The following is a 12,035-nucleotide window of genomic DNA, read 5'->3' on the forward strand; positions in this document are numbered from 1 at the left end:
TGCCCGCCGGCGAATAAGCGGTTCGGTCGGTCGACTTTCTCCGCAGACGCCGCGAGAGCGGTGCCACAAGGGAAGCGTTCAAGTCGTCAGCAACGTAATAGACTTCCATGTCCGAGGCTCAGACCGTTCAGCTGTCGTACGACGACGGTGCACGAGCGGTCGAACTCGCGCGGGAGGCGGTCGAGTCGTTCGTCCAACACGGACAACGCGAACAACCCGGAAGCATGCGCGAGGCGTTCTACGCCCGCACCGGCGCCTTCGTTCGCCTCCAGTCGACCCGCGGACGCGGCCGCCTCCGCGGCTGCGCCGGCGCGTGGGAGACCTCCGACCAGCTCGGCCACGCCATCGTCGAGGCCGCCATCAAGGCGGCGTCCGACGACTCCTGCGGCTCCGAGGTGGAGCCGAAGGAGCTGGACAACATCACCGTCTCCGTGTTCGTCGTCTCGAACACCGTCCTCACGAACGACCCACTCGAGGATCTCAAAATCGGTACCCACGGCGTCGCCGTCGACAGCGGCAACGCCCACGGCTGGCTCTACCCGACGGTCCCCGTCGAGAACGGCTGGTCCGGCGCCGAGTTCCTCTCGCGCGCCTGCCGGAAGGCGAAGCTCTCGCCCACCGCCTGGCAGGAGGAGGACACGATGGTGACGCTCATCGAGGGGCAGGTGTTCCGAGAGCGCGCCGACGGCGGCGCCGTCGAGGAGCTGTAGCGGTCCAGCTGTCCTCTCCGGTCCCGCGTCCCGACGGTCCCGAACACGAATTCTCCCCCGCTCGCGCCTCCGATTCGCTCCCGCTTTACTTCCTCCGACCCGGCTCCTCGCGACCCCTGAGTTCTTAGGCCATCCTAAAAATCGGTGGCTTTTTGATGTTTTAGGTTAGCCTAATCTGTATGAGGCTCCCGGTCAACGCACACGTTCGGCCCCCCGACGGCGGTGATCCGCGATGACCGTCGAGACCCACGTCGATCGCGCTCGTGATCGGGTGGCCGCCGAGCGCGACGGCGCCACGGACGAGCGACGGGCCTACGAGCGGTTCGGGTCGGCCGTCGCGTCGATTCCCACGGCATCCGATCCGACGGCTTCCGACGACGAGACGGGCGTCGGCGCGGGACCAGAAATCGGTGCGGGGACAGGAGTCGGCACGGGAACCGGCGTCGGTGCGGGACCGAGCGCCGGCGGCGTTCGCGCGGCCGTCGGGGGACGGAACGCCTCGTCGACCGACAGCTGTCGCCGGGTCCGCGAGGCGTTCGCCGAGACGGTGCGGTCCCACAGCGTCGCCGACCTCGACGCCGACGAGCCGCTGTTGGCCACGATCCGCGAGGAGCTGGGCGACGCCGTCGCGGTCGCGCTCTCGCCGAAGACCGACCACGAGTTCACCCCGCGGGTCGCGTCCGCGATCGGCTCGGCCGTCGACGACCGAATCGCGGAGCTCGCGGTGTTCGACCGGACGCTGGAGCGCGAGGCGGCGTCGCTCCGGTCGGCCCACGAGGCGATCCGGGAGATCACCGACTGGCTGGCGACCGCGGACGAAACGCCCCTCTCGACGCTCGGGTTCGACGATCTGCGCCGCCGCCACGGGGCGCTCGCCGAGCGGATCGAGACCTGCGAGTCGCTGCTGGCGGACCGACAGGCCGACCTCGACCGGACCGCCAGCCGCGGCGCGTCGGTCGGGATCCGACACCGGTCGGTGACCGCGTACCTGTACGCCGACTTCCCGGTATCGTACCCCGTCCTCTCGACGGTCGCGCGCCTCGTCAAGACGCTCTCCGAGTGCCAGCGAGCGGTCCGCGACCATCTGACGCGGAGGGCGTAACCGTGTCCGACTCGCCGCGCCGCGCCCGAGCGGACGGCTGGGCGTGGGCCTGCCTCGCCCTGTTCGGTCCCGGCGACGAGAGTCCCGACTCACCGAACGACGGGGCGAGCGACGACGAGGCGCGGGACGACGACTCGACCGTCCCGGAATGACGCGCGAGACGGAGTACCTGCTCGCGCTGTACATCGCGGAACACCGGTCGTCGCCGCCGGTCTCGCCGGGACGGATCGCGGACGCGGTCGGGCGCTCGCCGGCGGCGACGACGGAGATGCTCCAGCGGCTCGACGACCGCGGGCTCGTGGCCCGCGAGCCGTACGACGGCGCGGCGCTCACCGACGCTGGGAAAGAGCGCGCCGCCGACCTCCACGAGACGTACGTCGCGCTCTCGTGGTTCTTCCGCGACGCGCTGGGACTCGACGCCCACGAGCGCGAGGCGATGGAGATGGCGGGACTGGTGAGTCCGACGGTCGCCGACCGGCTCGTCGAACTGCTGCTCGACGACGTGCCCGGCGAGCCGCCGGACCCCGGAGCGCTGTCGCTCCCGCGGTCGGACGCTGACTGAAAAGTTCGAGTGGGGTGCGGTCGCCGGTCGCCGAATCGTCCGGGCGACGACCTTCCGGCGCCGCTCAGTTCGTCGCGGAGTCGACGACGAGCGAGTCGTCTTCGAGGTAGTGTTCGATGTGGTGGGCGTGCTCTTCGAGCGTCTCCAGCTGCTCGCGGAGCATCTCGCTGGTCGCGTAGTCGCCCAGGCCGTCGGCGAGCGCGACGTGTTCGCGGTAGCTCTCGATGATGTCGCCCATCATCTCCAGGTCGTTCGCGAGCGACGTCCGCACGTCGTACACGTCCTCGTCTTCCGGCTCCACGGTTGCCTCGTCGGCGAGCGTCGTCATGCTCGCGTGCGGCACGCCGCCGAGCGCCTGGAGCCGCTCCGCCAACTCGTCGGCCGCGGCCTCGACGTCCTCGTACACCTCTTGGAGGAACACGTGGACCTCGAGGAACTCGGCGCCCTCGACGTTCCAGTGGTGTTTGTGGAGCTGGTGGTAGAGGACGTACGCGTTCGCGAGGTCGCCGTTCAGCGCCTCGATTATCTGTTCCGCCTTCTCGGTGTCGAGCCGCAGCGCGTTCTCGTCGACGGTCCCGGCCCGCTGGCGAGTGGACTTCTGGGTGCTCATTACGTCTCGAACCACGCGCTCCCTCAACTTATATCTTATCAATAAACAAACAACTTTTCGTGTCGCCTAAAACTCGATCGTATGGCGGTGCTGTGTGCTATACGATACGATCCGGTCAAAAAGATATGCTGTTTGAAACTACCGATCGCTCCCGTATCCAACCGCCTCCGCGTCGGCGAGCGCCCGCTCCGTCGCCGCCGACAGGTCGAACGCGTCGCCGTCGACGACCTCGCCGTCGCGGATCGCCGGCTCCATGAGCGACTCCGCGTCCTCGGGTCCCGAGCGGTCCGCGAGTCCGACCGCGTGGGCGCCGTCGGCGGTGCGGTAGACCTCTTTCGCGCCCGAGAGCTTCCCCGCTTGGCCGCCGGCTCGCCGTCGACGGCCACGAGGTCGAGCGCGAAGTCGACGGGGTCCGCGTTGGAGACGTAGCCGCCCACGCCGAACCCGTCGACGACGTCGCGCAGCGCGCGGAGGTCCGCGGGACCGAGTCCGCCGGAGACGTACACGTCGACGTCCTCGTGGCCGCGCGCGTCGAGTTCCCACTGGACCTCCCGGACGATGTGGCGGAAGTCGCCGCGTCGGGACCCCGTCGTGTCGAGGCGGACGCCGTCGAGGTCGTCGCCGAGCGTCTCGACCGCACGGAGCACCTCGTCGACCTCGTCGGAGTAGGTGTCACACAGCGCGATCCGGGGCGCGTCCTCCGGGACGCCCTCGTCGTAGGCGCGCCACGCGGCCTCCTGTGCGCCGCGCCCGAAGCAGATGGCGAGCGCGTGCGGCATCGTCCCGGACGCCTCGCGGCCGATCAGGTTGCCGGCGGCGACGTGCGAGAAGCCGTCGAACCCGCCGACGAGCGCCGACCGCTCGACAGCCGCGGTCATCGCGGGATGGACGTGGCGCGCGCCGAACGAGAGGATCTGCGACTCCGGTGCGGCAACCCGGCAGTCGAGCGCCGCCGTCGCCATCCCGGACGCGTGCGAGAGGAACCCGAGGAGCGACGTCTCCAGCCGCGCGAACGCGAGGTACGGTCCCTCGATCCGCATCACCGGGCCGCCGTCGAACAGCCGTCCCTCCGGGATCGCGTCGACGTCGACGTCGCGGCCGGCCAGCAGCTCGACGGCGTTGCCCAGCCCGGCGAACAGCTCGAACTCCCCGTCGGGGAACTGGTCCGCGGTCACCTCGGCGATGACGCGGGGGTTCCGGCCCGCCGCCTCCAGCGCCGCCTCGGTCCGTTCGAAGTACGCGTCGGTCGCGCGCCCCTCCCGGACCGCGGCCGCGTCGACGATGTCGAACTCGCTCATGCCCGGTGATTCGCCCGCGGGGACGAAAAGCCACCCGTGTCGCGGCGGACCCGCAACGACCCCGCTCCGGGAACCGGCGGCTTACGTCGCCCTGCGCGCGGACAGCCCCAGCGCGGCCACGAGGGCGACGAGCGCCGCCGCGACGCCGAACCCGGGCGCGCTGTTGCCGGTGCTGTTGCCGTCGCCGTCGTCCCCGTCGTCGCTCCCGTCACCGCCGTCGCTTTCGTTTTCACCGCCGTCGGCGTCGCTCCCGTCACCGCCGTCGCTGCTCCCGTCGCCGTCGTCGCCCCCGTCACCGCCGTCGCTCCCGTCTGCCCCGTCGGTGGCTGGGAGCGCGAGGTCGGCGTCCGGTCGGAGTTCGAGGACGCCCTCGGGGGACGGCGCGTGGGTTATCGTCACGCTCGTCCCGTCGCGCTCGACGCCGTACGCGCCGGGGAAGTCGCTGTCGTCGCCGATGGTGTACACGGTCCCGTCTGCGTAGTCGCCGTCGCCGTGGGCCGTCAGCATCCGGACGTAGGCGTCGCGGAACGCCGCGGCGTCCGCCTCGGTCTGCCACTCCGTCGCCCAGACGTAGCCGTCGCGGTCCCCGTTCCGGTAGGGGTACAGCTCGTCGCCCGCCCACCCGTCGGTCACGGGGTGCGCGTAGTTGTAGGTCGCCCGGGTTTGGAGCTGTGCGTCAGTTTGGAGGTGGATGTTGTAATTCTGTGCGACGGATCGCTCGGGATCGAGAATCGAGTACTCGTATCCGCCATCGAACTGTACTCCAGCGCTCTGGTACCAGAACATCACGAACATCGACGCCTCGCCCGCGGTCTCCGCGCCGTCGACACCCTGGTCCGGGTACGTCTCCCACCCGCCGGTCGCGGCGTCCTCGAAGCTGACGTTGCTCGTCTGGTAGTCGGGGTTCCGGTGGATGACCTCCGCCGTCGACCCCGGGGGTCGTTCATCGTCTCGTTGACGGCCGCCCACCCGCCCTCGTCGACGAGTTCGCGGACGTAGAGCGCGCCGTCGCCGTACGGCTGGAGGACGGTCTGGAGGATGCCGACGTTGTAGCTCGTTGAGCCGCCACCGCCGCCGCCCTCGGGCGCCTCGGCGCAGGTCCAGTTGTCCGCACAGCGGGCTGCGTACCGCTCTTCGACGTGGACCGCCTCCCCCTCGACGATCCCGTCGACCGCGAGGTCCCCGTCCTGGGTGACGCCGACGTAGCGCGGGTCGGTGAGGTCGTGGTACTGGTCTTCGCATCGCGTGGAGCAGCTCGTGGGCGAGCGTCGAGGGGTCGATGTCCGGAGACTCGCCGTCGGGGACGACGATGACGATCCGGTCTTCGGCCGGCGAGTAGAAGCCGGAGACCGCGCCGCCGAACACCGAGTCTATCTCGTCGTTGGCGTTCGTCTCGTCGCCGACGACGAACAGCGCCCGCCACACCTGGTCGTTCCAGCGCCGGAACGCCTCGGAGCTGTTCCCCCCGCTCGCGGTGTCGTCGGAGTACTCGCTCCGCGAGACCGTCTCGATCGGCACGTCCTCGCGGAAGGGGCGCTGCCGGACGTGTTCGACGCGCGCCATCGTCAGGTCCGTCAGGGCCTCCAACTGCGTCTCGTTGAGGCCGTCCGTCTCCTCGAAGTCGACCGACTCCTCGTAGTGGGTCCCGTTCCAGCAGCCCACCAGGTCGGTGCCGTCTCCCGGCCCGCACTCGTCGGCGGACGCGGAGGGCGTTTCGCCCGGCGCTGCCGGCCCGCCGCCGGACGCGGAGGGGACCGAGCCGGCATCCGGGGCCGCGGCGGCGCCGGCGGTGAACGCGACACACAGGACGGCGACCGCGGCGACGGCGGCGGCCGCGGTCGAGAGGGTGAGGACCCGTCGCATACGAGTCGTATCGGACGCCCCGGTAAGTAGTTTGTCGGTTCCTTCGGCGTCGCGGCCGGCGGATTTTTCGGTCCGGTTCGGCCCTCCGCGACGGACCGCCGCCGACGTGATCGGGGACCGGGACGACGGTTTTTGAGGAGCGCGCTCTAACCCCCGGTATGGCGTTCGATCCGACCAAGACCGCGGTGGTCGTCGTCGACATGGAAAACGGGTTCTGTCACCCGGACGGGAGCCTCTACGCCGAGGCGAGCGAGGCGGCGATCGAGCCGGTGACGGCGCTCGTTGAGCGCGCCCGCGACGCCGGCGCGTCCGTCGTCTACACCCGCGACGTACACCCGCCGGACCAGTTCGACGACACCCACTACTACGACGAGTTCGACCGGTGGGGCGAACACGTCGTCGAGGGGTCGTGGGACGCCGAACTCGTCGCCGACCTCGACGTGCGCGACGACGACCGCGTCGTCGAGAAGCACACCTACGACGCCTTCTATCGGACCGATCTGGAGGGGTTCCTCGACGCGCACGGGATCCGCGATCTCCTGATCTGCGGCACGCTCGCGAACGTCTGCGTCCTCCACACCGCGGGCAGCGCGGGACTCCGCGACTACCGTCCGGTCGTCGTCGAGGACGCGCTCGGCTACATCACCGAGGAGCACCGCGAGTACGCCGTCGACCACGCCGACTGGCTGTTCGGCGAGACGGCGACCCGCGACGAGATCGCGTTCGACTCCGAGTAGGACCCGAACCTCGATTATCACGCGCGACAACCGGCGTGTAACTCTTTTCACCGCTCGCCGGAACCGCGAAGCATGGACATCTCTCGGCGCGGCGTACTCGGCGGTCTCGGCGCGGTCTGTGCGGTCGGCGCCGTCGGCTTCGCGGGCGCGACGCAGGTGACGGACGGCGAGGCGCTCGACGGCGTCGGCGGCGACGGCCCGGGACCGGCGGACGGCAACGCCGCTGGCGAGAGCGGTGACGACGGGCCGTCGTCGGCCGCCGTCGCCCCCGACGCGCCGTTCGTGGCCCGGCTCAGCGGCGACGACGGGACCGACACGCTGCTGTTCGACGCGAGCGACCTCGACCGCGTCAAGGGCGTCTTCTCCCAGGACGGCGAGTACCTCGTTCAGGTTGTGCTCTCCGACGCGGGCGTCGAGTCGTTCCGAAGCCGTCTCGAAGACGCGGGCGCGACCGACGACCCGGCGGCGTTCGTGGTGTCGATGTCGCTCGATGGGACCGAAGTCCGACGCGTCGAACTCAACCGGGAGACGGTCGACGAGCTTACCGGCTCCGAGTGGGAAGGCGTGCTGACGCTCCCGTTCGGTGAGGAGTCGGTCGCCCGGTCCGTGTACGACCGACTGGCCGACGGCGAGTGACTCGTTGTCGGGGCGACTTGGGCGACCGACTGGTACGCCGCCGAGCGACCGACGGCTGACTGGTTAGGTTTCGCGGCGCGGACGGGACCGGTTCGGCGTGGGTCGTTGGACAGCGTTTTGATCCCCCGGCCCGTGTCCCCGGCATGACCGGCGGAACCGCGGACGGCGGCGGCCGGCCGTGTCCGATCTGCGAGACGCCGATGTACCACCGACACTGTAAGTACGTCTGTCCGGCGCACGGCGTCGTGTACGACTGTAGCGATACGTTCTACTGACCGGCCGGTCGGGCCGAGCGCGACACCAGTCGCCGGAGTTAACAGGTTCGACGGAGAACCGAGCTGGGTCGTGCGAACTGTTATGTTCTTGGAGGCCGATTTTTCTTTCATGATGGGCGACCCGTACGCGACCCACCACGCCGACCTTCCGAGGTCAGCATGGTAGAGCAAAAGCAGGTTGCCCGGAGCAAGCGGATCCAGCGCCGCACCGGGAAGACGTTCCACGTCGCCACCCGGCTGCTGCCGCAGCGGATTCGCCATCCGACGTACGTGCTGTACGGGTTCTTCCGGATCGCCGACGAGGTCGTCGACGCCGAGGACACCGAGCCGCCGGCCGAACAGCGGGCCGAACTCGACCGACTCCGGGCGGCCGCGCTCGGCGAGGAGCCGACCGACGACCCGGTGTTGGAGGCGTTCGCCGAGGTGTGCGACCGCAATGGGATCCGCGACGAGGACGTCCACTCGTTCGTGGACGCGATGGCAAGCGACATCGACACCGACCGGTACGAGACCTACGCGGACCTGGAGGCGTACATGGACGGCTCCGCGGCCGCCGTCGGGCGGATGATGACGGCGATCATGGACCTCGACCCGGAGACCGAAGCCGAGGCGCTCCCCTACGCCACGAAGCTCGGCGAGGCGTTCCAGATGACGAACTTCCTCCGGGACGTGCGCGAGGATGTCGTCGAGCGCGACCGGATCTACCTCCCGCTGGAGACGCTCCGCCGCCACGGCGTGAGCGAGGGACAGCTCCTTGAGTTGGAGTTCGACGAGGGCGTCGCGGCCGCGATCCGCGAGGAGATGACCCGCACCGAGCGCCTCTACGAGGAGGGGGTCGCGGGGATCAAGTACCTCCCCGAGGACTGCCAGCTCGCGGTGCTGCTCGCGGCGGTGCTGTACGTCGACCACCACCGCCTCATCCGTAACCGCGGCTACGACACGGTGTCGGCCACCCCGGAGCTGTCGTTCGCCCGGAAGCTATCGCTGCTCGTCCGCACCCGCTGGAAGTGGCAGTGGAACAGGGACCCCGAGGCGGTGTTCTACGACATGTGTACCGATTTCGAGCCCAGCCGGGACCGCCACGGCCACGGTCCCCACGGCGCGGGCGTCCCGCAGACGGACTGAACGCCCCACATGGACCGATCCCGGTTCGTCGCCCTCGCGGTCGCCGCGTTCGGACTCGTGTTCGTCTCCTTCCTCCTCCGCGGTATGACCAGGCTGGTGGCGCCCTACGAGGTCGCCGTCGCCGTGTCGGCGCCCGTCTTCCTCGCGGCGGCCGCGCTGTTGGCCGGTCTCTTCGTCCTCGCCCTCCTCGACGTGACCGGGATCCGCCCGCTGGGGTGACCCGGCGGCCCGATTCCGCCCGGCGCGACGCCCGCTCGGTCGACGACACCGACTTGACCGAGTCGGAACGCCCTTGCCCCACCGACTCCGTGTACTCGTATGGACGTACGAACCGTCGCGGACCTCTCGCCGGCCGAGCGGCGCGCCTTCTTCCAGCGCGACGCCGGCGTCGAGGGGGTCCGCGAGGACGTGCGAGGCATCGTCGAGCGGGTCCGCGAGGAGGGTGACGTCGCGGTCCGCGAGTTCGCCGAGGAGTTCGACGGCGTCGCCGTCGGCAACGTCGACGTGACGGACGAAGCGGCGCGGGCGCACGACGAGCTGGCCGACGCGGACGACCCGATCCTCGACGCGGTCCGGGAGGCGGCCGCGAACATCCGCGAGTTCCACGAGCGACAGCGCCCCGAGGACTGGCGCGACGACTTCGGCGGCCGGGAGCTGGGGCGGCGCTTCCGCCCCATCGACCGCGTCGGGGTGTACGTGCCCGGCGGCGCGGCCGCGTACCCCTCCAGCGCGCTGATGGGCGTCATTCCCGCGGTCGTCGCGGGCGTCGACCACGTCGCGGTCGCGACCCCGCCGGCCGACGAACTCAACCCGGTCACCCTCGCGGCGATCCACGAGGCGGGCGCGGACGCGGTGTACCAGGTCGGCGGCGCGCAGGCCATTGCCGCGCTCGCGTACGGGACGGAGACGGTGACGCGGGCACAGAAGGTGGTCGGCCCGGGCAACAAGTGGGTCACCGCCGCCAAGTCGATCGTCGCAGGGCGACGTCGAGATCGACTTCCTCGCCGGGCCGAGCGAGGTGCTCGTCCTCGCCGACGAGACGGCCGGCCCCGAACTGGTCGCGGCCGATCTGGTCGCGCAGGCCGAACACGACCCGAACGCCTCCGTGGTCGCGGTCACCGCCGACGCCGACCTCGCCGACGCGGTCGCCGACGCGGTCGACGCGCAGGCCGCCGAGCGCGAACGCGAGGAGACGATCCGGGCCGCCCTCGACAACGACGCCTCCGGCGTCCTCCACGCGCGATCGATGCCCGAGGCCGTGCTGTTCGCCGAGGAGTACGCGGCCGAGCACCTCTCGATCGTGGCCGACGACGACGAGGCGCTCTTAGACCGGATCACGAACGCCGGCTCCGTCTTCCTCGGCCCGTACTCGCCCGTGGCCGCGGGCGATTACGCGGCCGGGACGAACCACGTGCTGCCGACGAACGGCGGCGCGAAGCGGTACGGCGGGCTCTCAGTCGACACCTTCCTCCGGTCGTCGACGGTCCAGCGGCTCGACCGCGACGCCCTCGACGACCTCTCCGAGACGATCACGTCGCTCGCGGACGCCGAGGGACTCGAGGCCCACGCCGAGAGCGTCCGGAAGCGGTTCGAGTAGGTCGGCTGGTCGCTTGCCATCTACCTAGCCGTTTCTCCATCTGCCGACCGGCCGCTCGCCGTCTACCGAGCCGTCTTCTTCGTCTGCCGAGCCGCCTTCACCCACCGAGCCGCGTCTTCGCCCGCCGCCTCGTCTCCGGAGCGATATATACCGGCTCATACGTCACCGTTCCACTCGTAGCGGTCCGACCGGTACGTTCCGGTTTGGACCGTCACGAACCGGTACGATCCGCCATATTCGGCTCATAGCAGCCTTCTTGCCCCGAAGAACGGGCTATCAACCCGTAATGGTGGACCACACCGGGAGACGGCACGAATCGAGTTCCAGGCGGCGGTTCCTTCTGGCGGGCGGAGCGGCCGCGATCACCGGACTCGCGGGCTGTTCCGAGGGAAGCGGGAGCAGTGGCGGCGACGGCGGCTCCGGGGGAGACGGCGCCTCCAGCGGCACGAACTCGGCGTCGGGCGACGGCGGCTCCGGGGAGTCCGGCGACCCGCTGCTGGCGGAGGGGAGCGAGTTCGACCCCGAGAGTCCGAACTGGGAGGAGAACAACTACCGCTCGACGCCCCTCATCGACGCGGGCTACGAGCGCGGGAGCCGCACCGACTTAGAGAGCATGGGGAGCCGCGAGGTCGACGAGGTCCCGCACGGCGAGCCGGTCCGGGAGACGCCGGACGACGAGAGCGAGTGGCTCGAACCCGACACGCTCGTCTTCACCGAGAGCCCGAGCGAGGACGTCCAGGGCCGCTACGAGGAGGACTTCCAGGCGGTCTTCGATCGCATCGAGGAGGAGACCGGTCTGCCGGTCGAGTACAACCGCGTCAACAGCTACGCCGCCTCCGTGGAGGCGATGCGCTCCGAGCGGGCCCACATCGCGAACTTCTCGACGGGGACGACGTGCTTCGCGGTGAACCTCGCCGGGGCGGTCCCGTTCACGGCCGGAATCGCGCCGAACGGCTCGTTCGGCTACCGGCTGTTCGCGACGACGCGGGCCGACGCCGACGGGATCCAGAGCGTCGAGGACTTCGCGAACGACGACGTGCGGATGGCCCACGCGGAGCCGGCCTCGAACTCCGGCCACCAGGCGCCCTCCGCGCTGTTCGACCAGTACTTCGACGTGACCGCCGGCGAGGACTACGAGATCAACTTCTCTGGCGGCCACTCGCAGACCACGCGCGGCATCGCCGCCGGCGACTACGACGCCGGGCCGATCTGCTCGACCTGCTTCCTCGACACCGTCGAGGCCGACAGCAACCTGAGCTTTGACGAGTTCAAGGTCGTCTGGGCGTCGAACCCGTTCCCCAACGGGCCGGTCGCGTACCGCTACAATCTCCATCCCGACATCCAGGAGGGGATCCGGAACGCCTGGCTCGACTCCGACTTCGCCGGGACGGCGTACGCCGAGCGCACCGGGTACGAGGAGTACGTCCCCATCGAGTACCGGCGGCACTGGTACGACATCATGGTCATCCAGCGGTACAACGACGTCGAGTACACGCAGGGCGCGCTGAGCGAGTGAGACG

11 protein-coding genes and 3 pseudogenes are annotated in these 12,035 nt (G+C 70.2%); 11 read left to right on the plus strand and 3 right to left on the minus strand.

The features are described 5' to 3' along the window. Positions 1 to 107: 107 nt before the first annotated feature. The 4 genes from ACODNG_RS10130 to ACODNG_RS10145 all read left to right on the plus strand — a co-directional run bounded on the left by ACODNG_RS10130 (position 108) and on the right by ACODNG_RS10145 (position 2,374). The gene (locus ACODNG_RS10130; RefSeq protein WP_434521216.1) at positions 108 to 710 is read left to right on the plus strand and encodes a TIGR00296 family protein; all 603 of its coding nucleotides are present in this window, start codon (positions 108 to 110) and stop codon (positions 708 to 710) included. Positions 711 to 942: 232 nt separating this feature from the next. Then, positions 943 to 1,812 carry a DUF7260 family protein gene (locus ACODNG_RS10135; RefSeq protein WP_434521217.1) on the plus strand — a complete coding sequence of 290 codons (870 nt, stop codon included), beginning with the start codon at positions 943 to 945 and terminating at the stop codon, positions 1,810 to 1,812. 2 nt (positions 1,813 to 1,814) lie between these two features. Then, complete coding sequence (locus tag ACODNG_RS10140) at positions 1,815 to 1,964, plus strand: hypothetical protein (protein WP_434521218.1); 150 nt, start codon at positions 1,815 to 1,817, stop codon at positions 1,962 to 1,964. Further along, positions 1,961 to 2,374, plus strand: a complete 414-nt coding sequence (locus tag ACODNG_RS10145; protein ID WP_434521219.1) for a metal-dependent transcriptional regulator — start codon at positions 1,961 to 1,963, stop codon at positions 2,372 to 2,374. The genes ACODNG_RS10140 and ACODNG_RS10145 overlap by 4 nt, the downstream gene beginning before the upstream one ends. 64 nt (positions 2,375 to 2,438) lie before the next feature. Here the strand turns inward: ACODNG_RS10145 and dpsA are convergent, their stop codons facing one another. The 3 genes and pseudogenes from dpsA to ACODNG_RS10160 form a co-directional block, all read right to left on the minus strand. Continuing rightward, positions 2,439 to 2,984: a DNA starvation/stationary phase protection protein DpsA gene (dpsA, locus tag ACODNG_RS10150; protein WP_209545459.1), complete on the minus strand. Its 546-nt coding sequence runs from the start codon at positions 2,982 to 2,984 to the stop codon at positions 2,439 to 2,441. 138 nt (positions 2,985 to 3,122) lie between these two features. Beyond that, positions 3,123 to 4,282, minus strand: a pseudogene (locus ACODNG_RS10155) (nicotinate phosphoribosyltransferase). 81 nt (positions 4,283 to 4,363) lie between these two features. Then, positions 4,364 to 6,145, minus strand: a pseudogene (locus ACODNG_RS10160) (Hvo_1808 family surface protein). Between the two features lie 158 nt (positions 6,146 to 6,303). On the opposite strand from ACODNG_RS10160, the gene ACODNG_RS10165 reads away from it, so the two are divergent. The 7 genes and pseudogenes from ACODNG_RS10165 to phnD all read left to right on the plus strand — a co-directional run bounded on the left by ACODNG_RS10165 (position 6,304) and on the right by phnD (position 12,031). Next, positions 6,304 to 6,882, plus strand: a complete 579-nt coding sequence (locus ACODNG_RS10165) for a cysteine hydrolase family protein (protein ID WP_434521220.1) — start codon at positions 6,304 to 6,306, stop codon at positions 6,880 to 6,882. A gap of 72 nt (positions 6,883 to 6,954) precedes the next feature. Further along, positions 6,955 to 7,518, plus strand: coding sequence for a hypothetical protein (locus tag ACODNG_RS10170; RefSeq protein WP_434521221.1), 564 nt, complete (start codon positions 6,955 to 6,957; stop codon positions 7,516 to 7,518). A 143-nt stretch (positions 7,519 to 7,661) separates the two neighbouring features. Continuing rightward, on the plus strand, positions 7,662 to 7,793 hold the full coding sequence (locus tag ACODNG_RS10175) for an HVO_2523 family zinc finger protein (protein ID WP_434521222.1): 132 nt from the start codon (positions 7,662 to 7,664) through the stop codon (positions 7,791 to 7,793). Between the two features lie 159 nt (positions 7,794 to 7,952). Next, positions 7,953 to 8,918 carry a phytoene/squalene synthase family protein gene (locus ACODNG_RS10180; protein WP_434521223.1) on the plus strand — a complete coding sequence of 322 codons (966 nt, stop codon included), beginning with the start codon at positions 7,953 to 7,955 and terminating at the stop codon, positions 8,916 to 8,918. Between the two features lie 9 nt (positions 8,919 to 8,927). Beyond that, positions 8,928 to 9,137, plus strand: a complete 210-nt coding sequence (locus ACODNG_RS10185) for a hypothetical protein (RefSeq protein ID WP_209545470.1) — start codon at positions 8,928 to 8,930, stop codon at positions 9,135 to 9,137. 99 nt (positions 9,138 to 9,236) lie between these two features. Further along, positions 9,237 to 10,515, plus strand: a pseudogene (gene hisD / locus ACODNG_RS10190) (histidinol dehydrogenase). 286 nt (positions 10,516 to 10,801) lie between these two features. Continuing rightward, complete coding sequence (gene phnD / locus ACODNG_RS10195; RefSeq protein WP_434521224.1) at positions 10,802 to 12,031, plus strand: phosphate/phosphite/phosphonate ABC transporter substrate-binding protein; 1,230 nt, start codon at positions 10,802 to 10,804, stop codon at positions 12,029 to 12,031. Positions 12,032 to 12,035 lie beyond the last annotated feature (4 nt).

The sequence above is a fragment of the Halorubrum sp. AS12 genome (assembly GCF_051122765.1).
Taxonomy (GTDB): domain Archaea; phylum Halobacteriota; class Halobacteria; order Halobacteriales; family Haloferacaceae; genus Halorubrum; species Halorubrum trapanicum.

Excerpts from the sequence above, each read along its gene's own strand:
- ACODNG_RS10175 (WP_434521222.1), top strand. The coding sequence starts at position 7,662 with ATGACCGGCGGAACCGCGGACGGCGGCGGCCGGCCGTGTCCGATCTGC.
- ACODNG_RS10135 (WP_434521217.1), top strand. The coding sequence starts at position 943 with ATGACCGTCGAGACCCACGTCGATCGCGCTCGTGATCGGGTGGCCGCC.
- ACODNG_RS10145 (WP_434521219.1), top strand. The coding sequence starts at position 1,961 with ATGACGCGCGAGACGGAGTACCTGCTCGCGCTGTACATCGCGGAACAC.
- ACODNG_RS10180 (WP_434521223.1), top strand. The coding sequence starts at position 7,953 with ATGGTAGAGCAAAAGCAGGTTGCCCGGAGCAAGCGGATCCAGCGCCGC.
- ACODNG_RS10165 (WP_434521220.1), top strand. The coding sequence starts at position 6,304 with ATGGCGTTCGATCCGACCAAGACCGCGGTGGTCGTCGTCGACATGGAA.
- dpsA (WP_209545459.1), bottom strand. The coding sequence starts at position 2,984 with ATGAGCACCCAGAAGTCCACTCGCCAGCGGGCCGGGACCGTCGACGAG.
- ACODNG_RS10170 (WP_434521221.1), top strand. The coding sequence starts at position 6,955 with ATGGACATCTCTCGGCGCGGCGTACTCGGCGGTCTCGGCGCGGTCTGT.
- ACODNG_RS10185 (WP_209545470.1), top strand. The coding sequence starts at position 8,928 with ATGGACCGATCCCGGTTCGTCGCCCTCGCGGTCGCCGCGTTCGGACTC.
- ACODNG_RS10130 (WP_434521216.1), top strand. The coding sequence starts at position 108 with ATGTCCGAGGCTCAGACCGTTCAGCTGTCGTACGACGACGGTGCACGA.
- phnD (WP_434521224.1), top strand. The coding sequence starts at position 10,802 with ATGGTGGACCACACCGGGAGACGGCACGAATCGAGTTCCAGGCGGCGG.